Genomic DNA, 24,018 nt, shown 5'->3' with positions numbered 1-24,018 from the left:
CTTTTGTCAAAATAGGACTTATAAGAAAATAAAAAACTGAGTGGATCTTCCCCCACTCAGTTTTCATTCACACTATACTATTTATATCATTAGATCTAACCGCATTCGGTCTTCAATAGCTTTATTCAGTGGACTCTCTGGATCAACATCTTCATTCATTCCACTTATATCGCCAAGGGCTTCATTTTTAGAAGGGTCTTTTTCATCATTTCCATAGGCATCAGTGGCTTTTTGTCTTGCAATATCCGTTCTAATTTTAGCCATTTTTGCCGTTGCACGCCCCGCGACACTTTGGTCTTGTCCTGATGGATCAGCTGGAGCAAGGGCAGCCGCTCGAACTCTTTCCATGGCTCTAAGCTGTTCCTCCGGCTCACCAGAAGAAGGCACACTTATGCTAACTTCCCCACTGGTGATATACCGTTTGCCATCTGGGCCCATAGTATAGCCATAACTAGCAGCACCAGTAAACTCTCCACCCGCCGCTTGGTGTGCTCGTTCATGGGCTATAACCTTATCTTCGACGGTTTGTAGTTCCATCACTTGAGCACGTACTTCAGGATCATCAAGAGGATCAGCAAGTTCTGCACCCTGTCCCTTGCTTTCTATAGTTGGATCCTGATTGGTCTCTTGATTTTTCTGACCCTTTAAGCCATTTGATCCTTCGATATTGTTGTTTTCGATATTATTATCTTCATTGACCTGTCCAGAATTCTGTCTTGAATTAGAAATGAAAAGGGATGGACCAGGCCCTAGACCACTAAGACGCATAGTATCCCATCCTTACAATATTGTTTAATTCAACGTTATATTCTTTTGACGTTTTTCGCGCAATTTCTTCTCACGCATCATTTCTTCATAATATATATGCTTGGCTTTATCGCTAGAAATTTTATTCTTAATTTCTTGAATTTTTGCTTCTGCCATTGAAGCCATCCGTCCATCTTGACTAGATGCATCCATTGATGATGTTGCAGCATTTTTTAGACCTTTAAAAGCCCGCATCATAGTCTCAGGTGTGCCTGAATATGGCAACTTATACTCAACGTTTCCACCTGTGGCATAGTACCTGTAATCAGGTCCCATTGTGTATATATAAGAAACCGCTCCTACTGAAAACCCACCTGTGGCTTGATGTGCTTTTTCATGCATGATAACTTCTCGCTCTATTTGCTCAAGCTTTTTGACCATATCATATTGATCTGGATCAAGTCGGCTATTGCCTGAAAGGGCGATTTTTTCAAGTCTCTTTTGCTCATCTTTTTCATAATTCGTCTTAGCGAAATCAGGAATATCTTTAAGCGCCTTCAAATCTAATTCATTTTCCTTAGCCTCTTCTTTTGACGTGTCAATTTTCAACTTTTCAGAGGGACTTTGAAGGGCATGCCCTGCTTCGCTAGGAATCAATTTACTATAGTGGCCCGATTGGTTTTCAATACGCATAGAATCCCTTCTTCTCATAACATCCTTGTTATTTAAATTATACCACTTTTTAAGGTTTTTAATCGAGTCAAAATTTTCAGAAAACTACTTTAGTCTGTGTCCACTGCGACCATTTTCATAGTTTTTTAAATAGAGCGATGTCAATGTATCTAGTTTTTCACTTGCTTGCTCTTCATTAACTTGTCTTAACGCCTTGGCGATGGCTTCTGAAGTGCATAAATGCCCTGGTTTTTGATTCCGTCTTAAAGTGAACTGACTCAAGACATCTGTTTGAATTTCAAGTCTGGGCAGGCTTTGAAGATATGGACTCTTATTTAATATTTTTTGCGCCTCTTGCCAGGTCCCATCTATAATGACTATATGAGTTTCTTTTTCTGCCTGCTTTTCATGATCGTTTTCGATTTTTTTTCTGTCAAAAACAGGATCTCCTGCCTTGGCTGGATAGAGCAAACAGATGTCTATATGATCTGCCTTTATTAGGGCAAGCAAGTCATTCGGGGGCTCCTGACGACGCCAAATATAGAAATGGGTCCAGGGCTCCATAATAAATCCAGCCAGCCTCGCAGTGTTTGTTTTTCGTCCTATTTCTTTTTCATGCATGAGTATGTGTAGATGCACATCCATCTTTTTCACTTTAAGACGTTTTATGCTATCACAGACACAAACTGATTGAGGCAGTCCACATCCATGGCAATTTGGTACCGCCCTTGTAATCTCAAGCTTGTTTATCATGCTTATAATTTCTTGTGAACTTAAATGTCTATGGTCCTTCATGTCTTCACCATTAGTTATTCCTTATCCATTCTGGTCTATACTCCTTTACAGAGTCACACCATTAATATTCACTATGCAAAGTTGACTGTGTCAGCTAAAAACGAAGTCAAAAGTAAGTCTTAATCATAAGTGAGTGTTAATAACATGTACGCAGGAAGTATATTTATTCTCCACAAACATCAGAAACTGCTATAAATCAATCATTATATCAGCTTACTAATCTTATAAACCTCATCAACAATTTCGGCTATATTTTTTATGGATTTTATAAAAACATCCTTTGGAACACTTGTAAAACATAACCGCATTTGATTTCTTCCCTGCTTCGAGTTATAACAAAACTCCCCTGGAAGGAAGTTAATATTATACTTTTCAATGCACTTATAGTGGAGCAAATTACAGTTAAATGTCTTAGGAAATGTCAGCCAAAACAACATGCCGCCACTCGGCTTATGAACTTCAACATAAGATGGCATATAGCGCATCAAAGCCAAATAGGCTTCATCCCTGACCCGCTTCAAATGAGAAGATATGTCTGTAAGATAGTGTTTCTGAGCATCGCTTCCAATAAAATTTGACATGATCAATTGATTGATAAGTGGTGCGCCACCATCTGAACTTGACTTTGCAGACACTATCTTTTCAAGGAGCTTGGTTGCGCCACCGATAACAGACAATCTATAGGCATGTCCATAAATTTTGCTGAATCCAAAGACATATAAAACACGTCCCTTTTCATCCAAAGCTTTGAGTGGAATTGTGTTTATGTCATAGGACAATTGCCCACATACATCGTCTTCTAAAATTATAAAATTATGATAATCGGCTAACTCAAGAAGCTCTTTTTTTCGTTTTAAGGACATGACAACACCTGTCGGATTATGAAAGCTCGGCATTGTATACACCATCTTAACTGGATACTTCTCACAGATGGCTATAAGCGCTTCAACATCCATCCCCTCATCGTCAAGGGGAACTTCCATAAGTCTAGCCCCTCGATTTTTAAAAATGTCAAGCGCACCTGGATAAGTTGGAGCACTCACCACAACCACATCCCCAGGACCGATGAAAGTTCGGGCAATAAGACGAATGGCCTGCTGTGATCCGACTGTGATCACTGTTTGTTCAAGGGACAAGTCCACATTTCGCTGATTCAAAACCTGTCGTGCTGCCTGCCTCATATCATCCAGTCCCTCTATTGGAGGGTACAGGTCATTAATCTTTCCTGCTAATTTTGGGTTTTTTAGAAATAGGTCAAGCACCCTTTCCGAAGGAACAAGGTGGGGTCCTAGACATGCAATCGACAAATTGATGCCTTGATTTGAATGATTTAAATTGCTGTTGGCACGAAATCCTCCTACCGATACATAGTCAGATATATCTTCTTGCCACTGGAGAGATTTATTTTTCTTAGAATTTTCTGATTCATTGATATACGACAAGAGATTAATGCTTTGTTCTGCTTGAGCCGGTGTCATATTCCTAAATTGCGATTTTACAAAGGTGCCCTTGCCATGTATTTTTTCGACCAAACCATTCTCTTCTAAAGCTGAATACACTTTAACCATTGTCATGTGGCTTACTCCAATGTCTGAACACATTTTTCGAAGAGATGGCAATTTAGATTCTGCTTCTAACAAACCACTCATAATTCTATTTTCAATTTCATTATATATTTGGTCATGCACAGATATAAGACTCTTTTTATCCACTATAATTTTCATATTCTACCCTCTCTCATATAAAGTATAGCATGATAGACCCAAGTGTTATAGTCTTATATATGATTTCTATATAAGTGTTATGTTTTAGAGTGGACAGTTATATATTCATACTTTTAAAATATAAGCAAGAACCGCCAAGACAGCAAGTAAAAAAAGATGACGTGAAAGGAGACCTGGCTTAAATGCCAGAACACGCTTATGAATTTTAAAAATATGACCCAACTTATCACCGGACTTTTCTTGTATGCACTCGGTCTGGTCTTAACTGTCAATGCAAACTTAGGTGTCACACCTTGGAACACATTTCATATGGGACTATCAAAACAAACTGGTCTCAGCCTAGGCAATGCCATAATTATCACTGGACTTGTCATTATCGTCATAAATATCCTAGCCAAACAAAGTGTTGGAATTGGAACCATTCTAAACATGTGGCTGATTGGCAGCTTTGTAGACATACAAATGTCAAGCGGACTTGTCCCACAGGCACAAAGTTTTTTAGGCGGTCTTGTCCTAATTTTTATGGGGATGTTTGCCATCGCCATAGCATCCTGGCTCTACATTGGGGCCGGACTTGGGGCTGGTCCGAGAGACGGCTTCATGGTTGCTGTTATGAAATGGACAGGGAAACCTGTAGGGATTGTAAGGGCATCCATTGAAATAAGTGTTCTCATTGTGGGCATATTACTTGGTGGAAAATTAGGGATCGGAACCCCCATCATAGCACTTCTACTGGGTCCTATCTGCCAGTGGGTTTTTGGTCTTTTAAAATTTGATGTAAAAAACATCGACCACCAGTATTTGAGCCTAAAAAAATCCGTTTAAATCATGTATGGGACATACAGTCATTAAACGGACTTTATATTTTAACAAATAATGAAAATCTTCAGGGCTGGATCGTTTATATCCAGCTTTTCGTCTATAGAAATATATTGAAATCATTTGTGTTATTAGAATCAGCTAGACATAAGTCTTTGACGGCTTTTCCTGTCTATGATTCTCTTCTATAGACTTCATTTCTCTTTTTAATAAAAAATATGAATATGCAATACTAATACAATCTGCTGTTGGAAGGGCTGCAAAAAGCCCGAATACACCAAAGATTCTCGGTAAAATCAAGACAAGTGGAATTAAAAGCACAATCTGCTTTAAAACATTTAGTCGCACTGACTGCCTTGGCTTTCCAATAGCTGTGAAGTATGCTACTGCAATATGATGAATACCATAAAGAGGAAACATACATATGGTTAGCAGCAGCACTTTATAGAATATTTCAGTCTGACTGACATCCATACCAAAACTCAGAGCCAAATATTTTCTTGATAATAGAACGGTACCAAGTAAAACCACACCTATCAACACACTGTATTTTAAAGACACTCGAACACCGTCTCTAATCCTGCGAAAATTCTTAGCCCCAAAGTTTTGACCGACCACAGGCTTAAGGGACATACTGATTGCAGATATTGGGGCAACCATTAATCTAAATGTACGCTGTGTTGCTCCAAAAGCTGATATATGGGCTGAAGATCCATAGTTGCCTGCCACTGAGTTAATGATAACAAGTGTAATGCCCACGCTTACTTGTCGTATAAAAGAACTCACTCCATGGACACAAATTTCTCTAAGCATAGAGAAATTAATTTTTAAGTCTACCAGAGACTGTATTGTAATAATTTTTGGGTCTTTTACAGCATGATAATGCATGTATCCATACCAAATAACTTGTGAAACCACCGTTGCATAAGCTGCACCAGCAACTCCCATATTGAAAATATAGATTGCAAGATAGTCAAGTAGAATATTCACCAGTGTACTTGCGATGACCGCTTTCATAGCTAAGGCAATTTTTCCTTGAGCATTTAGCTGATGAAAATAAACCAGACTCAATGACATAAATGGGAGTCCAGGCATAAGAGCCTTATAATAGGCCTTTGCATAGGGGAGTATCTCACTTGTTGCTCCAAGGACCATAATGAGCTTATTCAAATTAATCGCACTAAGAAGTATGATTATGACAGACAATATGGTGGCCGACAAGTGACCTGTGCTTATGACATCCTGTGTGTGCCTGATCTGCCCTTCTCCAATTTTTCGAGCAGTTACAGACCCCAAACCTTCCCCTATAAGCGAGGCAAAAGATACCACTATTATTGTAACGGGAAAAATTATTGTTACGCCACCCAAGGCGTCAATGCCTACGCCTCGTCCTATAAACACACCGTCAATAAATCCGTATAAGAGATTGACCACGATTCCTAAAAACGAAGGAATCGCCAGTCTTAAGATTAACTTCTCGACAGGATCACTCTTAAAATCGATTTCGCGTTTCATTTAATCCTCCAGTATTCTAACAATCCCTCTAGAGGCGTCAACTTCAACAAGCTGACCATCAGTCAGAGCGTTCATTACATCGTCTAAGCCTGCAACACAGGGTTTGCCGTATTCTCTCGCAACCAGAGCGCCATGTTGAAGTAGACCACCAACTTCTAATAGAATTGCTGCAGCATTTATAAATAGTGGTGTCCAACCTGGATCAGTTGCTCTCGTTACCATTATTTCTCCAGGTCGAAGAGCCTTCTCATCAGGAGAACTTAAAACCTTAACTCGCCCCGTCACCACACCTAGTGATATTGGTTGACCAACAAGCTCTCCATCCTTCTGGTCTGCCTTTGGCATCATTAGAATTTTCCCACGCGAGTCTATTAGTTTAGGGAACTGATTGACCTGAGTTAACTTTTCGTAGTATTTCTTATTCTCATCAATCCATTCGTATGCTTTTTCCTTTTTCACCCTTGTCAGCTGATCAACTTGATCTAAATGCAACCAAAACACATCTTCAACAGAATCGAGTTTTTTACTCTCCACAATTGTATTAGCATATTTAATCAGCAATTCTCTAATTGTCGTTAATGCCTTTATATACCAAAAACGCTGTGCAAAGAGACCCTTCAATTCTATTTTTTGACATTGTCCATAAAGTGTTTTGATTGGTCTCTGGTGGTGCCTTGCCATCTCCATCTGTTAAAATAACCGCAGTTGCATCCTCATTTCATCTCATCGGCTAATTAAAAACTGGTCGATTCGCCAATTTGCTTGAAACTCACATTTCCTATTCACAAATACAATATCATAAATTATATAATGTGTAAATCATAATGTACACTTTAAGTTTAATTTGTTTATTTAATATCACTCTTTTCACTTGCAATAAAACAACTTAAACTCCACATTAGGTATCCTTTGTGACCATCTGATACTCACAGCACTTCATCAAAATCAACTTTTTAATAAAGCGTCCGCCTAGCAAATGAACTTTATTCCAAAATAAAAAAACTCCCAGAACATAGGATTTTACACACCTATGTTCTGGGAGTTTATAAATAAATCATCTATTCACTTTATTAATCAATAAACTGAAGTTCTCTATCAAGCCATCTGCCCTTTGGATCAAGACCCACTTTGAACATTTTACCCATATCATCAGGATTTTTAGCTTGATGGAATCTGAAGATCATGTCATCTTCTACCACACCAAGAATTTCGACCTTGCCTCTTGGGTGTGACATAATCAGTTTAAAGCGTTTGCTAAATCCATTACAGTAAGACTTGGCTTCTTCTGCGATTTTCCAAGTTTCTGCTAAAGGCATCTGGAAGTGATTCTTAACAGCCGTTACAGGACGACACTGGAAGACGTAGTAAGGGTTAATTCCAAAGCGCACGAGCTTGTTCATAAGCTCACCAAGAACCTTTGGATCATTATTAACACCTTTTAACATGACCGTTTGGTTGTTCACAGCCACACCAGCTTCACGCAGGGCATCCATAGCCTTACGCACTTCATCTGTCAGTTCACGTGGATGGTTAAACTGAGTAACGATTGTTATGTTCTTCTTCTTTCCAGCCACCTTTAGGGCTTCAAGAAGTTCTTTGTCTTCATAAATTCTTTGTGGGAAAACAACCAATGATCTTGTTCCAAAACGAATAAAATCAAGGTGCTCCACTTCAACCATTCTTTCAAGATAAGAACGAATCACTGAAGTATCTAGGCAGAATGAATCTCCACCAGAAAGCAGAACGTTGTTTACTTCTTTATGAGACTTTAAGTAATCAACCGTCATGTCAAGGCGGTTGTTGATTTCATCATTGGAGTATCCAACCAGTCGTTTTCTAAAACAGTGTCTGCAGTACATAAAACATGCATTTGTAGTAAGGACAAGCATAGTTGTCGCATACTTATGCTGAACACCTGCAAATTTAGTATTTTCAGCTTCACCTGATGTGTCATAGTCACCTGACATGTCCAGTTCCATAACGCTTGGTACCGATAAAATCTTTATAGGATCATTCGGATCATTTTTATCAATTAAATCTAAATAGTATTTTGGGATACTCATCGGATGTCTATCCGTTACTTCTCCCAATTTGTCCATATCATCCATTGTTAGATATGGCTTTAGCCCCTCTAGTGACGTTACATTTTCGCCCCATTCTTTTTTCCACATATAGCGGTTCCTCCTTTTAGATTTTGATTTTGTGTTTTATCTATAGAAATTTGTATTTTACGAGAAATTTGTATTTTACAATTTTTAGTGTCACGAATGATATATGCCACAATATAAGCCTTCAACCAAGGTTCGTTTTTTCTAATTTTCTGTACAAAAATGAAACCTAATGGTAAGGACGACAAAAAAGAACACAAAAGTTAAGCGTCCTTCATCGCGCTAAGGTAATGTCGCATTCATCGCGGTAATTGACCAAGTCAATTCAATCGAATCTTCGCATAGATTATGCATGTGCTGACCTGCTAGGGTGCAGATCAAGTTTTGGAGCAAGCACTGATGACTTGCTAAAAAAAGGGTTTTGCCATTATCAGGATTAGAAAATATGATTATTTGTTGATAATGCTTAATTTTATAGAGTAGATTTCGACAATGTATATTATATTCTAAAATTGTATACATGTCAAATTGCAAAGGCGCTAATTAACCTCTTTATAACAATTTGATCGTTTCTTTACCATTTGAACGGTTTGTAACATGTGGTTCCGCCATTCTTAGAACAACTATTCTCCCTCTAGATAATCCGTTAAAAGCGGAATCCTTGGAAAGTTGAAAAGCTGCCTCCGGTCGTAACCGAAAACAGCCTTTCTGTGTGTGAACACTAAGGAGTAATGAACTTTATTTCAGCTGAATATATAACCTAGGCCCTCTAAATAATTTTAAAATCACCTAAAATTACACACCAACTTGAAACCCTAATTAGCACCCTTTTCGGTGCGTGCTCGATGATTAAGCCTAGTACTCAACCTAATCACCATTGAGGAGAATTATCATAAGAATGTAAGCATAAGTGTATCATCAAAATGCGTCTTGTATAATGCTTAAAAGCTTGCCTTGATAATTCTTATTCCTAAGGTGCCTATATCTTTAGTTAGGCAAAAGTGCAAATCTAACAATGAATAGAATCGCCAGTATGTATATAATCGGATGAACTTCATCAGTACGTTTGGTCACAATTTTCATGACAGGATAGAATATTAAACCTGCCGCCACACCATTTGCAATACTAAAGCTAAATGGCATAAGAGCTATGGTGAAAAAGGCCGGTACTGCCTCAGTGAAATCACTGAAGTCCACCTTTTTAATGGATTCCAGCATGAGCACACCAACAACAATCAGTGCTGGTGCTGTGGCTTGTGTCGGTACAATACCGATCACACCTGCGAAAAACAGGGCAAATACAAAGAGGACACCTGTTACAAGTGATGTTAAGCCCGTTCGCCCACCTTCAGCAATACCTGCATTAGACTCTACATATGTAGAAGTTGTTGTTGTCCCAAAGAAAGAACTCAAGGTTGTTGCAACCGAATCTGAAAGAAGGGCCTTATTCAAGTTGCGAATGCTTCCGTCTTCTTCTATCATATTGGCCTTTTGAGCCGTTCCAATTAATGTGCCTATGTTGTCAAAAAGGTCAACAAAACTTATTGTAAGCACCACCATGGCTATGCTGGTAATCGCACCAATGATTCCACCCTCTCCCCTGCTGAGAAGACCTGCGAAATCCCACTGCATAAATGTTGGTGCAATAGATGGCGGCAATGTGAAGAACTGAATGCCTTCAATATTGGTAATGCCCATGGGAATACCTATGATCGTTGTAAGAATGATTGAAATTAACATGGCTCCACGAACCTGTCTTGCCATTAAAACAACCATAAGGGTTAAGCCAATAAGTGTTAGTAACACACTTGGGCTAGCAAAGTTCCCAAAACCAACGAGTGTTGCCGGGTTAGATACTACTATCCCGCCACTTTTAAGGCCTATGAGTGCTATAAAAAGACCCACACCTGCACTAATGGCTGTTTTAATATTCTGTGGTAGGGCTTCAATTATTTTTTCACGTATCGATGTGACTGTGATAAAAATAAATATACATCCTGAAATAAAAACCGCTGCAATCCCCTGTTGCCAGGTGTATCCCATGGTCAAACAGACACTATAGGCAAAGAATCCCTATATGTTAGCCTAGTTGTCGGGAGGTGAAATTTACTCTATCATTGAGAGTAATGCGAAAAGGAGAAACCCGATGCCAAGATATAGTAAACAACTGAAAGCAAAAATAATAAAACAAATGTTGCCGCCACAGAATGTGAAAGTCAGCGAGTTATCAAAGCAACATAACATCCCTGAACAAACCCTTTATAAATGGAAGAAAAATGCTAAAGAACACGGCGCAGTAATACAAACACATACCAAAGGTAGCGAAAAATACACGAATGAAGTAAAGCTAAATATTATTATAGAAACTGCTCATTTAAACCAACAAGAGCTTTCAGAATATTGTCGTAAAAAAGGACTTTATGTTGATGAAATCAACGCTTGGAAATCAACGTTTATTACCGGTAAAACTACATCTGATAACGAAGTAAAAGAAGAATTAAAGACTAAAGATGCTGAGTTGAAATCAGTGAAAAAAGAGCTCATTCGTAAAGAAAAAGCATTAGCTGAAGCAGCCGCACTACTGGTCCTCAGAAAAAAGATGAATGCGATTTGGAATTCGGACGAGGAAGATTAACTTCAGCATCAAATCGCTTAGCAGTAATGGAAGTTATCGATGAAGCTGTATCATCTGGCGCTCGACAATTCATGGCATGTAACGAGGTTAATATAAGCGAAAGAACGCTGCAGCGTTGGCGTTTGGAAGGTGAAAAAACGAAGGATAAACGTCCTGATGCAATCAGACCTACACCTCAAAACAAACTTAGCCCAAAAGAAGAACAAGCCGTTTTAACGGCAATGAATAAACCTGAACATCAAAATCTACCACCGTCACAAGTCGTACCTAGACTTGCTGATAAGGGAATATATATTGCCTCAGAATCTACCTTTTATAGAATTCTTAACGAACATAAGCAAAACAACCACCGCGGGAAGTCAAAACAACCCGTAAAACGCCATATGACAACACATCAAGCCACAGGACCCAATCAAGTATGGATGTGGGATATCACTTGGTTGCCAGGAGCAGCTAAAGGCATATATTACTACTTGTATTTAATACTCGACTTATATAGTCGTAAGATTGTCGGATGGGAAATCTGGCCAAATGAAAGTGCTGAGAATGCAAGTGTACTCATACGCAAAGCATGTTATTCAGAGAATGTGCTTTCAGGCCTGCAACCGCTAGTTCTTCATTCTGACAATGGTAGCCCCATGAAAGGTGCATCGCTTTTAACTACGTTATATTCTCTTGGTATTGTGCCATCAAATAGCAGACCACGAGTAAGTAATGACAACGCTTTTATTGAATCATTTTTTAAAACTGTGAAGTATATGCCGACATTTCCACACCATGGCTTTGAGTCTATTGAGATAGCACGTGCGTGGGTTTTGGAATTTTCGAAATATTACAATACTGAACATCGACATCGTGGTATCAAGTTCATGACACCTAAAGAACGACATGACGGTAAATCAAAAATGATAACCGAAAAACGTAATAAAGTGTATCAACAAGCACGATCAAAAAATCCACATAGGTGGAGTAGATCGACAAGAAACTGGGAAGTGGAAGAAACAGTGTATTTAAACCCAAGTAAAGTGGACATTCAGAGAGAAAAAATTAGCTAAACACGACAACTATGTTGACATACAGCGGAATGCAGTCAGTCCCAGTCCGGGTGCTGTGGCAAAGGGAAGCTTGGCATAAAGGGCCATTGATAAGGTCCCATAAGCCGATATTAAGCACGTTGCTGCAAATATTGATGCGATCACGGGATCGTTGGCCATTGTCAGCCCTGCCGCTGCGTCTCCAACGAGTCCCTGCGAATTGATACCAGCCACTTTGAGTATGTTTGGTATCACCAGTAGAACATAGGCCATGGTTACAAAAGTCGTTAACCCTGCTATGACTTCTGTTTTGACGTCTGTTCCATTCTTTTTCAGCTCATAGAACCTTTCGAAAAACGATTCTGTCTTGAGCCTCTTTGTAATTTCTGACACGTTTTACCCCCTACATTAAATAATACTCTGCTTGACCCGGTCATTTCCACACCTCACATACCAAGGGTGCCTGAATTATGAATAATCGGGTTCTCATTATGACACAATCACATTTTACAGGGAAAATCGCTTCAATCCATATGTGATTTTTTAATAATGTTTAACAATATCGTAATTAGATAGAAGACATTACATTTTTCTAAATCGTCTGATTTGTCTGCATTTTCTTCTAACACAACCCACGTATTTTGTGATGCTATGTGTAATATTACTAAAATTCCAAAAATGATTGTACAAAATTGACCTCTGATTTTTCACACAAAAAGAAAACGATTTCACCTTTATTTTTGGTGAAATCGTTTGTGAATTACTCAATCAAGATTAGATTTCCATTGTCATCGTATTTCATTTGAATACTATCTTGGCCTATGTTTCCTTCTTTCAAATGTTTCAATTCCTCGCTTAGTATCTGTATTTGCTTGGTGAGATTTTCAATTGATTTTGTGTTTTTCATCATGTGTGAATTGTCATCAAGATTGTAGTCAATTTCAATGACTGGCCATCCCGAATTTTCTGGTGCATAATAGAACTCCACCTCATATATTTCGCCATTTTGGGCTTCGCTAACTGATAATACCCCATTCAAATCGACTTTACATTTACTCTTATCTATCCTTGTTTTAACGCCTCCACTGAGCTTAGAAACAGATTTTAGATAGCGTAATTGGTCATGGTCATCAATATATAAACCATTACTATAAACACCTGTACTTTTTTTTATGAACTCGTATGTAATTTGTCCATTTGGATATACCAATAGACCACTTCCATTATAATCATTTTTTATCGGTTCCTGATATTGAATTAATACGTGTATAGGGGAATCCTCCAATGAACTAGTAAATGTATCACTATCAGAAAACGAATCTTGCAAAATTATTAGTTTCCCATTTAATAAAGCAAATTGATTGCTTCGCGTTAAATTTGTAAGTGAATCTACACGATAAAACTTACTGTTCCGCCAAAATAATTCAACCAAATCATTTGAGTTATCCACTATTGAATTGAAATTAGTAAGATCAAGCTCAAATGCTACTAAAGAATTATTTGAATAGTCGTTATCATATAAAGTCCATAGTGAGTTATCAGATATCACAAGTTTTTCTACTTGCTTCACTTGTGTTGAATCTGTGATTATATCTGTTGCTCCATTTTCTAGAGCATTTAGTCCACCAAGCTCACTTGCCGGAACATACATAACACTCTCCTCATAGCTTTCGTATGGAGTTGCAGTGTTTCCAGCCTCAAGTTGGAATTTTTCATCAATGCCTTCATCTTTGCTATTGAATATTATGATTCTAATATATTTCGTTGAGGAGGATAATAGAATTTTGCCACCAGTATATTTATATCCCAAATAGTCTAGGTTACTATCATATTCTAAATAGGCAATATTAGAATTTTTAAATCCACTTGCGTAATAGTCTAAATCTGAGTTTACAGGAATGTAGTCCGATCTGTACCTATCATCATAACCATTATTGTCTGCTCCATTCGCCCAAGTTAATGCTCCTAACGTCCAATCGTCAGATGAAACCAAGTTTTTTCCAGTTGAATTTACTACAATACTCTCAAGTGTTGCAGTCTTACTAAGCATTCTATACTTAGATGCAATGTTAGGAATTGAGAGGTTGTTGTAATCATCTTCCGTTATTCTCACCAGTCTTGTGTTGTCAATATGTATCTCAGGTGAAGTTGACTCGGTCACAGTTCCGTTTGTTTTCCCGTAGTGTATAAAAGATATCGCATCCCTATTTCCGTTCGTTTTAAATGCTACTCCAACCGATTGCCAGACTCCTATCTTATTGAGATCTGCATATATATTTTTTCTACTTTCTACAAACTTTCCATATTGAGTCGCACCATGAATGTTTAACAAAAAGTAATCAAGATTGTTTGAACTAACTATTTTCACATCAGATAGTATGGCATAAAAACTATTTTCCTCAAGACTCATATTTTGGCTATAATTTAACGTATTACCAACATAAAAACTTGTACCAGCATAACTTGGAGCAACACATAATTTCTGATATGAATTACTATTATTCTTTATTAGTTCAGACGTAGCCATTTTAGATTTATACCAACCATCAGGTAATCCATCTTGATTAGAGTCAATTTCATACTGCCCCTCACTTCCGATTATGTTATTAGAACTCTTGGGCTTCACTAAGACATCAGCAGGTGAAATCGATATATTTGAAGGCGTAATTGTACCCTCATTTATCTCACTTGAGAAACTTGGGCTATTTATTGGTGATAGTATCATTATTAAACTTAAAAACATTATAATTTTTCTTTTCATTTTTTTACCTCATAATTTGTTAACTTTCATTTTGTTAGTGAATTTATATTACTTTTACTCTAATCTAACTTACTGAGTTTTGATTTCACTTAAGTTTCCATTGTCATCATAGTCGAATGATATACTTGAACCACCCATTCCACTTGATCATTAACTTGAATTAATTCTTGTAGTAAGTGGTTCATTTGATCCATCTTGCATTCTTTCTCATCCAGTTTGAACAAAATTCTTGAATTGACCTCATCCTGAGTCATTGATGAAGTATTTGATAAATCTCTAACAGTTACATTCGTATCCATCAAAACACTGCCATTCATTGAAACACTTACTGTATTCAATTCACCAGCAAATGTATTAGGCAATGTAAAACCTGCTATTGGTTTATTCGTTACTGATGAATAAACTAGATTATCCGCAGAATAGATTCTTTCATTTTTTTCTACATCCATTTGATATACTGCTTCTGATGATTTATAAGGACTAGAGCTTGTTTTAGTGTCACCCTCTTCTAACTGAATATTAGAGAACTCAGCAGGATTTGTAGCTGAAGGTCTACCATATTTAAAAAATGAGATAAAAATTTCGCCACTGCTAGGTGATTTAAATGTTATTGAAACATCACCCGCATCATTGTTGACCCGACTAACAATGCGCTTATTAGATCTATTTTCAAATGTACCATTTATGGTATCAGCGATCCAGATATAAGCATTCTCATTTGCTGAATACGATAACGTGTATGTTGAACTTGGTTTTAATTTTACGAACATTCCCCTCCCAAGATGAGCTGATGATCCAGCTGGAGAATATAGTTTTTTAGCAACCACATAGTTTTGTGGGGCATTTTGGTAATCAGAGTCAATACTTTTACTCACTTCACTATGTATATCAATCAGGATCTTACCTCTCACTTGAATCTTAAGCTCATTTTTACCAGTTACATTCGTAACGCCACTTCTTGCAATACTCAGCAATTGCTCTTCAGACAAATGCTCAATTCCATATTTGGTTTTATCAATCAGCATAGTGTCAGGTTTTAGTGAAACCTTATTTCCAACTATATAAGACAAATCTGTTCGGTGGTAAAGTCTAAAAGGTTCTTCCCCTCCAGATACAATATCACCATATACTTCAGTCCAATCATTTTCCAAGCCTGCGACTGCATATGTTGAGTTACCATATCTTAATTAAGTATTATTAGGATGTAAAGTATACATATTTCCATATGCAAAATACTCGTGTCCATTTATTGAACTAATGCAGCTATATTGGTATCTTGATGCATTATGCAGCCTCGTATATGTTTGGACATAGTTTCCATCTTCTACTACTCCAGATCCAAATGGAGTCGACAAGTTTTCAGCATTATTTGCGAAGTCAAAATTAGTAATCTCATTGTTAATACCAGACACAGTTGTTTCTATGTCAATCTAACCACTTGTATCTGGTAATAATGATGTCATCTTGTTTCCATATTCAATACTGTAAGTTATGTCAGCGTATGCTTGTGAGTCTGGTAGAGTAAATACTGTAATTGATAGTAATTTTCTTGCGTTTCGACATAGTTTCATCATATTATCCTCTTTTAATTAACTCATATTTAAACAGATATCATTTCGATTTGATATTTTCTAAGTTTCCGTTATCATCATACTCAAATGAAATATTAGAATTTTCATTTCCGTATGATTGATCATTTATTGTTGATTTTAGATCGTTGACTTCGTTCTGTAGATTTATTATTTGCTGCATTAATGACTTTGTTAATGCATCACTGCTATCATCATAAGTTAGGTTCTTGTCAACGGAAACTGTAACACTTAGTGATAGGTCAATAACCTATGCAGCATAACGAGCATAAAATGGCGGTAGTCCATTATTATATGTATGAGGTCTACGGTAGTTATACCAATCGTAAATATAATCATCGACTGCCACATCAAGTTCTTTTTCTGTGTAAAAATGGAATACGTTTATGAGTTCTAGCTTAAAGGTTCCGTAAAAGCGTTCCATAACTGCATTGTCACCTGGACAGCCGGCACGACTCATACTCTGCTGGATTTTAAGGGATTCACAGTGTTTGCTAAAGGCTTTTGAACAAAACTGCGAGCCTTGGTCGCTATGAAGGATCAAGCCATCTGGAATGGAATTGTTTTTAACTGCAATGTTAAGTGTATCAATTGCTAATTGCGCATCAATGCGATGACTATTTAGACTAGCTACGACTTTTCGATCATACAGATCAATGATACTACAGTTGTAACGGAACGCTCCATCAACAAGTTTCATGTATGTAAAATCAGTACACCATTTTGTATTTGGAAGATCAGCTCTAAAATCACGATTGATAAGATTTTCAAACACCTTATGCTGTTCACCACGAACATAAGGTTTCTTCTTTCTCCGTATGGTCGCTTTCAAACCGAGTTCGTCCATGTATTTATAAACTGTAGCATCACAAACGATGTATCCAGCCATTCTTAAAAGGTTGCCAATCATGCGGTAGCCAACAGTGCCATTATGCTCATGAAAGCAAGCTTTGATTTCGGATTTTAGATGTTCTACGTGTTCGTGATGCTTATGTTTTCGATGCTTGAGATAATTGTAATAGGCATTAGGGGTGAGTTGAAACTTTCTCAGTAACCAACGTACTCCAAACTCCTTTTGGTGACATTGGATGAATTTGTACTTTACTCGTCGATTTCCTTCGCGAAGAATGCTGCCGCCTTTTTTTAAGAAACGGTTCTCCTTTTCTAGTTCGGCAAGCTTTTTACGTAGCTCTTTGACTTCATTATAGGATTCATCTTTTTGCTGACATGTAACTTCACTCCTTTGTTTGATTTTAACATCAAACCTATCCCGTGGTGTTACAATTTCAGTTTAGCAGTTCCAAGCCACAAAACTCAAAGCAAGGGTATCCTGACAAACTGACTAAATCAGTACTTATTGAACTTTCAGAATTAGAAACATCAGCCAACGTCTTCCACTGCTGTTCCAGCAGAGCGTTGAAATCCACCTCAAATTGACCTATAAGAGCTTTTCTAAGCCTTCGCCTATCATTACTAGAATAATCAAACATATGAGTTACATGGCTTGCCAGAGCGTCTACAACGCTTTGTCATTCTGTCTTTATTGTCGCCCTGTCTGTAATGACAAAACTTTGATACATACTGTTAAAATCAGGGGTCTGGGCGGGAAGTTCACTGAATAAAAAACGGTCTTTATACTCTGGAAACCATGTGAGTTCCACCCTAGAGCGTTCCCCCTCAATTTCTACTTTCTTCACCTGCTTCAACTGCTTCTTTTCTGTAAAAGCTTCAAAATTCTCTGAATTCGTCTTTAACCATAGGTTATAGCATAGAGTATTTGAAATACCCTGATAGATATGCTGATACGTTATATACAGCCAATGAGACCGTCCACGGTTTACAGTCACTGTAAACACAAATACAGGATTCTTTTTTCTTTTCATCAACTCTCCTAACACGGCTGGTCTTCTTCAAGTTTTCCAGCACGTAGTCTATGAAGAACTCCATAGGTATATCTTTAAATTCAACAGTCATCTTATCCATAGATACTTGTATCTGTAACATGTTCCTCTCTCCTAACAGTAGTAGCATTCCTATGTACTGTTGAAGTGGTGGGGCTGTAGTGATTCTCTGCCTCCCGCCCTGCTAAAGCAGGGCAGGTTGAAACCCATTGGTTAAAAGTTAGAACATCTTTATACTGTGACCTGTATCATCCCAGTAACCCCAAGGTAAACACACTAATTCAAGTACATGGGCATCTGAGGACTGCATGAAGTACCCTCTATATTATCAAGAGATGATGCTGTTTAACCGCCCTCACCATCTATGCCGTTCAAAGAATGATAATTGTTGTGAGGTTGTACCTATTTATTTTTGATTTTCTTGCTCATTTTTAAGGATAACCCACTAAAACTGAGTTTTTTCAATAGGCTGGGAGGTAAAGAGTCTAAAGAGATTTTGAAATTTACGAGGGTAACTGGATATTTTGATAATCAAGGTGGTTGATTATATGAGTGGGGATGATAGTGTTCAAAGGTTGGGTGGGTGTCTATGTACTTACTAGAGGATATTCTTTTACTTTTGGCATCGTGGTTTTAGCCCCGCCCGCTGGAAATGCAAAAAGACACTCTAATAACAAGTAAAAAAGTAATCGAGTAGGAGGGAAAACTGAATAGTTTTCCCGACCTCTCACAGCACCGTACGTACGGGTCTCGTATACGGCGCTTCCTAAGTTTACACACTTACAGTTTTGTAGTGATCAGAAAAGAACAGGTAACTAGCTTTTCTAAGCTTGTCATCTGTTATGGAACAACTAAGTATTTGGCTACCGGCTACATGCCAGTAGCCTTTTCTTGTGTTCGCATACTTTTTGGCATTTGAATGGTTGTAACCAAGTTTCTTCAGCATTTTGTATCTTGTCTTTATCTTCTTCCACCTTTTCCAGATGAACATACGGAGTCGCCTGCGAAGCCATTCGTCAGTCCTACTTAGAAGTGTCTTCATGTTTGCAAGTTTAAAGTAGTTTACCCACCCTGTGACAAATTGCTTTAACTCTCGTTTAAGCAACTCATAACTTATGCCACGTCTTCTGGATGTAATCATACGTACTTTCTCTTTCATCTTGCGTATGCTTTTCTTGTGAACCCTTAGCTTCATGCCTTGTTTTAAAGGATAGAATCCATATCCTAGAAATTTGATGTGCCCAATGTAGGAGACTGATGTTTTCGCTTTATTCACTCTAAGCTTGAGTTTTTCTTCTATGAATGGAATGATCTTATTCATCATCCGCATTGCACTTCATTTCGTCTTTGCGAATAACATCACATCATCTGCATATCTAACATAATGGATACCACGCTTCTCTAGTTCTTTGTCCAGTTCATTCAGCATAATGTTGCTACACAGTGGGCTTAGGTTGCCTCCTTGTGCAAGACCTTCTGTTGTTTCTTCAAACACTTTGCTTCTGAATGCCCCTGCTCTCAGATATTTGTGTATCAGCGATATGACCCTACCGTCATTTATTGTTCTTGACAGTATTTCTATCATCTTTGATTGATTCACTGTGTCAAAGAATTTCTCAAGATCCATATCCACCACGTAGGTATAGCCTTCGTTTGCGTATTCCTTACACTTCTTTAGAGCATCATGCGCACTTCGTTTCGGTCTGAATCCATAACTGGTTTCACTGAATAGTGGTTCATAGATCGTTGACAGTTTCTGCTGTATTGCTTGTTGAACCATTCGGTCTACCACTGTTGGTATCCCTAGTTGCCTTGTCTTTCCACCATCCTTTGGTATTTCTACCCTTCGGACTGGATTTGGACGATACTTCCCGTCCTGTAATGACTGTCTAAGTTCATCTCCATGGTCTTTTAAATATAAAAGTAGTTCTCCTACGTCCATACCATCTACACCATGAGAACCTTTATTTCTCTTAACCTGTTTATAGGCTTTATTGAGATTTTCTGGCTCCAAGATTTCCTCTAACAGCCTTCCTAAACTGCTGTTTGTGTTGGTGATATCCGTTTCAGTTATCCTCTTTTCAGTAAACGCTCCGCCATACCCTTCATGTTCCGCACTAGCTCTCTGGCGGTAGCCATTATCGATATAATGTTTTCTGCTTTTCTTATTCCCGATTTCGGTAACTTTCACCTTCTTCACCTCCTTAGGTTCAGTCCTTCCCTGAAAAAAAAGTTCAGGTACTATGACCTCGGCTGACTTCTCATGACAAATCTTGTTTCAACCATGCTTCACATATGCGTTCCACATGTCCATGAGACCTCCCCAGGTAAGAGCACAATCTTTCTCTCCATCTATCTGCCACATTTACGTTGCTGATTCTGAGTAGTTATTGGACTTCAGCATGTCTTGCCACCTTATCCATCAACTTACGCCTGATGTGATTTCTGTTCGTCAGACCAGAGATTTGCCGCTGGCTTCCTTCAGATTCCTCGTCGCCGAGGACACCCTTGCCTTTAGCTATACACTTCCCACTACTAGGGCGTGTTCGGGACTTACACCCGTTAGATTGTGCCCATGCTGGGCACACAAGAGAAATCCTCAATTACACGGTGGTAACTGAGGATTATCAAGGTTTTCAGTATTTATTTTTTTAGGGGTATATACTACCTTTCTACACCTTTATTGAAGTTCATTTGTATTGTGCGTTCATAAAATTTCATAAATTTTTCAGGTGGGGCTAACAAGAGTATGGAATGTCAACACTTTATTAGACAACTTTCTTAAGGTGTGAATATTTGTAAGTAGTTGGTGGCAGATAGCCCAAAGATGAGTGCAATCTGATATTGTTGTACCAGTTCACATAATCGAATAACTCAAGTCGAAGCTCGTTTAGATTTTCAAATGCATATTGATACACAAACTCGACTTTAAAAGATTTGAAAGTAGCTTCAGCTACAGCATTATCATACGGACAGCCCTTTTTACTAAGCGACCTATCGATTTCAAATGTATCAAGGATTCCATCGATCGCATTATTTTTGAACTCATTTCCTCGATCGGTGTGGAATATGGATACTTTCCGTAAGTTATGTTTAATCGTTGCAAATGCTTGATAGACAAGTTCTGCATCTTTGTTTGGACCAGCACTATATCCTATGCTTTCACGGTTGCGCAGGTCGAGTATGAGGCAGACATAGTTCCATTTACCATCAACACGAACGTATGTCAGATCGCTGACTACAACTTCAAGAAGTTCGCGTTCATCAAAGTTTCTATCCACTACATTTGGGACTATATCTTCATTTGGAGCTGATTTATAAGGTTTGTATTTTGCAACTGTATAGCTTGAAACCAAGCCATTCTCAACCATAATCCGTTTGATTCTGCGCCGAGAAACTTGTTTACCTTCTGTCTGAAGTTCTTTGCGAATACGACGTGTTCCATAGCTTCTACGGCTTGCTTTATATATGCGAATCACATCGTCAGTGTATTCATCTGTTTCTTTTGTATCGCTTGATTTTAATTCGTAATAGTAAGTACTTCTAGGTATTTTCAGGACGGTACACATTGCTGATATCGAGTATTTATCAAGGTTTGCCTTGATGATTTCTACTTTCGTCCCATTATCAGCGCTGCTTGCTTTAAAATGTCATTTTCCATTTCAAGTTGTTTATTGCGTTTTCTGAGTTCGATTAACTCTTTTTCAGCTTCACTTAGATTATCTTTCGTTTTAAATGAACCTGAACTTTGGTGTTGCTCTATCCATCGATTCAACGACGATGGTGTTAAATCATACTCTTTTATAATTTCAGACTTGCTCTTACCAGTTAAATAGAGCTGAACGATTTGTCCTTTAAATTCATCTGTAAACTGTCTTCTTGGGCGTTTTGTTTTAGACATTGTAATTTCTCCTTCTTATTGGTCTTAGTTTATATGACCTTAAGGAATCTGTCTAACTTAGTGTAACCGCTCCAGTAACCTTTATAGTGGTTGTGGTATTGGTTTCGCTAGGCACTGGGTACCCCACCCCAAAGAGAAAAGCGATGGAAAGATTAAACTCCTCCCACCGCTAACTTAGTTTATAATCTTTTTATACTGATTTCCTTACATAGTACATCATACATTCCATGCTCATCGAAATACATTCTATAATGACTTACTTTTGTAGGTTCTCCTCCAAATGCATCATTTCGATTCCTTTCTCTTAGTTCCCATGCACTTAATAACGATTCCTTCCATTGAGAATTCTCAATTTCAACACAGCCATGAACATAGTCTAAAGTACTTATATATTCAGTCTCTGTATATATAAATCCATATACAGTTTCAAAACAAACAGAATTCATTTCCTCAGACTCACTATCTTCATACTTTAATATAATATCGCCATCTATCATCTCAATATGAGGTGCTTCATCACATTGACTCAATGGTCTTGGTAATTGTATTGTTCTCATATATCCTCCACTCTATTTCGGTAAATCTACCGTTTCTTTTATTGTTCTAATAAACATCGAGGAGCTTGGACTTCCACCCATTTCTAGTAACCTCTCAGTCAAGTGTTTTTCTAAGAAAGCATTCCCAGTTTTATCAATTAGAACTGTCGGTTTTAAACCGGCTTGACTTAGGGCTGTCAACGAGCGATTGTTCAATGTAATCTTCTGTCCATCTCGTACTATATATTCAATAGGTAAATCATCAGGAGACAGAGTTCCTGCTTTCAACTGTTCTGCAACATCTGCTATTGAAGCGCCTTTAAACTTTCCTTTCTTACTAAAGAATTGAGAAACTCCCTTCTGTCCAAATAGAACATCATTACCCGTCCCCTTACCAAATAATTCAACTGCTTCCTCTAAAACATCATCAGTGTATCTAGCACCAACAGCTAAGTCATTTATAATAGCAAAATACGAAATATAGGCATTCTCAGAATCTCCTTCAAATTGATACAATGCCATATTTACAGCATCAAAGATATCTGGAATCACTGGAAATTGAATAGCACCCGAAACATCCAACATCTCATGAATGTTAAACGCATCATTTTTAATGTGAGTATTATTATATCTTCCAATATCTTCAGCATCAAAACCACTAGGATCAACATACCCCAACGGATTATTCAAACAATAAATATACTGATTCATTGTAAGCGGATTCGTTAATACACCTTCATAGCTAACACGCGAAATAAATCTGCTCATTTGTGGATTCTAATAACGTGCCCTGTAAGTAGTAGTTTCCACTCTCATCATCAAAAATCTGGCCAAAGTATGTGAGGTCATTGTTAAATGTTTCTTTTTTAGCAATAATTTTATCCCACTCATCGTAGCATATCAGTTAACCACTTTACATAATATCCTTAAAGTATAATAAACTCTCTAAAAAATTGACTTACTACTTCAATACCATATATAAATATTGAACCTAAGGTTAAGATCAATCCAATTGCAAGTAATACAAAGTTGGCTAATTGAACATAATTGTGTTCATAAATATATGCAGTCAATCCAGGAATTCTTAAGAAAAAAATATTTGACACTAAGGATAACAAGCTTACAGCGATCCAATATACTCCAAATCCAAAAATTGCAATATCATCACTTGGCAACTTTGAAACTTTTAGCATATATACTATTGTAAAAATTACGAATATTGGATAAAGCAGAACTAAACTCCAATACCATTTATCATCTTTTTCCATCACACTCTTCAAT

General features: G+C 37.7%; 20 protein-coding genes and 2 pseudogenes. 2 read left to right on the top strand and 20 right to left on the bottom strand.

Features of this window, described 5'->3' with window-relative positions:
- Positions 1–81: 81 nt before the first annotated feature.
- The 4 genes from ACQ4KW_RS07450 to ACQ4KW_RS07435 all read right to left on the bottom strand — a co-directional run bounded on the left by ACQ4KW_RS07450 (position 82) and on the right by ACQ4KW_RS07435 (position 3,938).
- Entirely contained in the window at positions 82–768 is a 687-nt protein-coding gene (locus ACQ4KW_RS07450) for a putative metalloprotease CJM1_0395 family protein (RefSeq protein WP_430885901.1), read from the bottom strand.
- A 24-nt stretch (positions 769–792) separates the two neighbouring features.
- Positions 793–1,440: a putative metalloprotease CJM1_0395 family protein gene (locus ACQ4KW_RS07445; RefSeq protein WP_430885900.1), complete on the bottom strand. Its 648-nt coding sequence runs from the start codon at positions 1,438–1,440 to the stop codon at positions 793–795.
- Between the two features lie 84 nt (positions 1,441–1,524).
- Positions 1,525–2,172, bottom strand: a complete 648-nt coding sequence (locus ACQ4KW_RS07440; protein ID WP_430885899.1) for a tRNA-uridine aminocarboxypropyltransferase — start codon at positions 2,170–2,172, stop codon at positions 1,525–1,527.
- Between the two features lie 245 nt (positions 2,173–2,417).
- Complete coding sequence (locus tag ACQ4KW_RS07435) at positions 2,418–3,938, bottom strand: PLP-dependent aminotransferase family protein (protein WP_430885898.1); 1,521 nt, start codon at positions 3,936–3,938, stop codon at positions 2,418–2,420.
- A 198-nt stretch (positions 3,939–4,136) separates the two neighbouring features.
- On the opposite strand from ACQ4KW_RS07435, the gene ACQ4KW_RS07430 reads away from it, so the two are divergent.
- A complete protein-coding gene (locus ACQ4KW_RS07430) occupies positions 4,137–4,763 on the top strand; it encodes a YczE/YyaS/YitT family protein (RefSeq protein ID WP_430885897.1) in 627 nt (208 codons plus the stop codon).
- Between the two features lie 135 nt (positions 4,764–4,898).
- Here the strand turns inward: ACQ4KW_RS07430 and ACQ4KW_RS07425 are convergent, their stop codons facing one another.
- From ACQ4KW_RS07425 to ACQ4KW_RS07410, 4 genes and pseudogenes are all read right to left on the bottom strand, one after another.
- On the bottom strand, positions 4,899–6,272 hold the full coding sequence (locus ACQ4KW_RS07425) for an MATE family efflux transporter (protein WP_430885896.1): 1,374 nt from the start codon (positions 6,270–6,272) through the stop codon (positions 4,899–4,901).
- Complete coding sequence (locus ACQ4KW_RS07420; RefSeq protein WP_430885895.1) at positions 6,273–6,953, bottom strand: PEP-utilizing enzyme; 681 nt, start codon at positions 6,951–6,953, stop codon at positions 6,273–6,275.
- A 389-nt stretch (positions 6,954–7,342) separates the two neighbouring features.
- Positions 7,343–8,443, bottom strand: coding sequence for a KamA family radical SAM protein (locus ACQ4KW_RS07415; RefSeq protein ID WP_430885894.1), 1,101 nt, complete (start codon positions 8,441–8,443; stop codon positions 7,343–7,345).
- A 924-nt stretch (positions 8,444–9,367) separates the two neighbouring features.
- Positions 9,368–10,450: pseudogene (locus ACQ4KW_RS07410) on the bottom strand (NCS2 family permease); the annotation flags it as partial.
- 76 nt (positions 10,451–10,526) lie between these two features.
- Between ACQ4KW_RS07410 and ACQ4KW_RS07405 the strand changes: the two are divergent.
- A protein-coding gene (locus ACQ4KW_RS07405; RefSeq protein WP_430883257.1) for an IS3 family transposase occupies positions 10,527–12,070 on the top strand; the annotation gives its coding sequence in 2 pieces (ribosomal slippage) (positions 10,527–10,980 and positions 10,980–12,070; 1,545 coding nt in all).
- 27 nt (positions 12,071–12,097) lie between these two features.
- Here ACQ4KW_RS07405 and ACQ4KW_RS07400 read toward each other — a convergent pair.
- The 12 genes and pseudogenes from ACQ4KW_RS07400 to ACQ4KW_RS07345 all read right to left on the bottom strand — a co-directional run.
- Positions 12,098–12,433 (bottom strand): annotated as a pseudogene (locus ACQ4KW_RS07400) (NCS2 family permease); the annotation flags it as partial.
- Positions 12,434–12,809: 376 nt separating this feature from the next.
- Positions 12,810–14,810, bottom strand: a complete 2,001-nt coding sequence (locus tag ACQ4KW_RS07395; protein WP_430885893.1) for a hypothetical protein — start codon at positions 14,808–14,810, stop codon at positions 12,810–12,812.
- Between the two features lie 89 nt (positions 14,811–14,899).
- Complete coding sequence (locus ACQ4KW_RS07390) at positions 14,900–15,961, bottom strand: hypothetical protein (RefSeq protein ID WP_430885892.1); 1,062 nt, start codon at positions 15,959–15,961, stop codon at positions 14,900–14,902.
- A 688-nt stretch (positions 15,962–16,649) separates the two neighbouring features.
- The gene (locus ACQ4KW_RS07385; protein ID WP_430886550.1) at positions 16,650–17,651 is read right to left on the bottom strand and encodes an IS3 family transposase; all 1,002 of its coding nucleotides are present in this window, start codon (positions 17,649–17,651) and stop codon (positions 16,650–16,652) included.
- Between the two features lie 34 nt (positions 17,652–17,685).
- Positions 17,686–17,889, bottom strand: a complete 204-nt coding sequence (locus ACQ4KW_RS07380; protein WP_430885891.1) for a hypothetical protein — start codon at positions 17,887–17,889, stop codon at positions 17,686–17,688.
- 39 nt (positions 17,890–17,928) lie between these two features.
- Positions 17,929–18,282 (bottom strand): hypothetical protein, encoded by a 354-nt coding sequence (locus ACQ4KW_RS07375; RefSeq protein WP_430885890.1) that lies wholly within the window; start codon positions 18,280–18,282, stop codon positions 17,929–17,931.
- A gap of 790 nt (positions 18,283–19,072) precedes the next feature.
- Positions 19,073–19,624: a group II intron maturase-specific domain-containing protein gene (locus ACQ4KW_RS07370; RefSeq protein WP_430885889.1), complete on the bottom strand. Its 552-nt coding sequence runs from the start codon at positions 19,622–19,624 to the stop codon at positions 19,073–19,075.
- A gap of 12 nt (positions 19,625–19,636) precedes the next feature.
- Positions 19,637–20,491 carry a group II intron reverse transcriptase/maturase gene (gene ltrA, locus ACQ4KW_RS07365; protein WP_430885888.1) on the bottom strand — a complete coding sequence of 285 codons (855 nt, stop codon included), beginning with the start codon at positions 20,489–20,491 and terminating at the stop codon, positions 19,637–19,639.
- Positions 20,492–21,068: 577 nt separating this feature from the next.
- Positions 21,069–22,201 (bottom strand): IS3 family transposase gene (locus ACQ4KW_RS07360; protein WP_430885887.1). Its coding sequence is split into 2 segments (ribosomal slippage): positions 21,069–21,946 and positions 21,946–22,201, totalling 1,134 coding nucleotides; the frame shifts between segments, so codons are not numbered across the junction.
- Between the two features lie 179 nt (positions 22,202–22,380).
- Positions 22,381–22,758, bottom strand: coding sequence for a hypothetical protein (locus ACQ4KW_RS07355; protein WP_430885886.1), 378 nt, complete (start codon positions 22,756–22,758; stop codon positions 22,381–22,383).
- Positions 22,759–22,770: 12 nt separating this feature from the next.
- On the bottom strand, positions 22,771–23,505 hold the full coding sequence (locus tag ACQ4KW_RS07350) for a hypothetical protein (protein WP_430885885.1): 735 nt from the start codon (positions 23,503–23,505) through the stop codon (positions 22,771–22,773).
- A gap of 158 nt (positions 23,506–23,663) precedes the next feature.
- The gene (locus tag ACQ4KW_RS07345; protein ID WP_430885884.1) at positions 23,664–24,008 is read right to left on the bottom strand and encodes a hypothetical protein; all 345 of its coding nucleotides are present in this window, start codon (positions 24,006–24,008) and stop codon (positions 23,664–23,666) included.
- Positions 24,009–24,018 lie beyond the last annotated feature (10 nt).

Source organism: Tianxiuia mixotrophica, from assembly GCF_050596425.1.
Lineage (GTDB): Bacteria > Bacillota > Clostridia > Peptostreptococcales > Acidaminobacteraceae.
The sequence above is the reverse complement of the archived record's forward strand: the minus strand, read 5'-3'. Positions and strand labels throughout refer to the sequence as shown.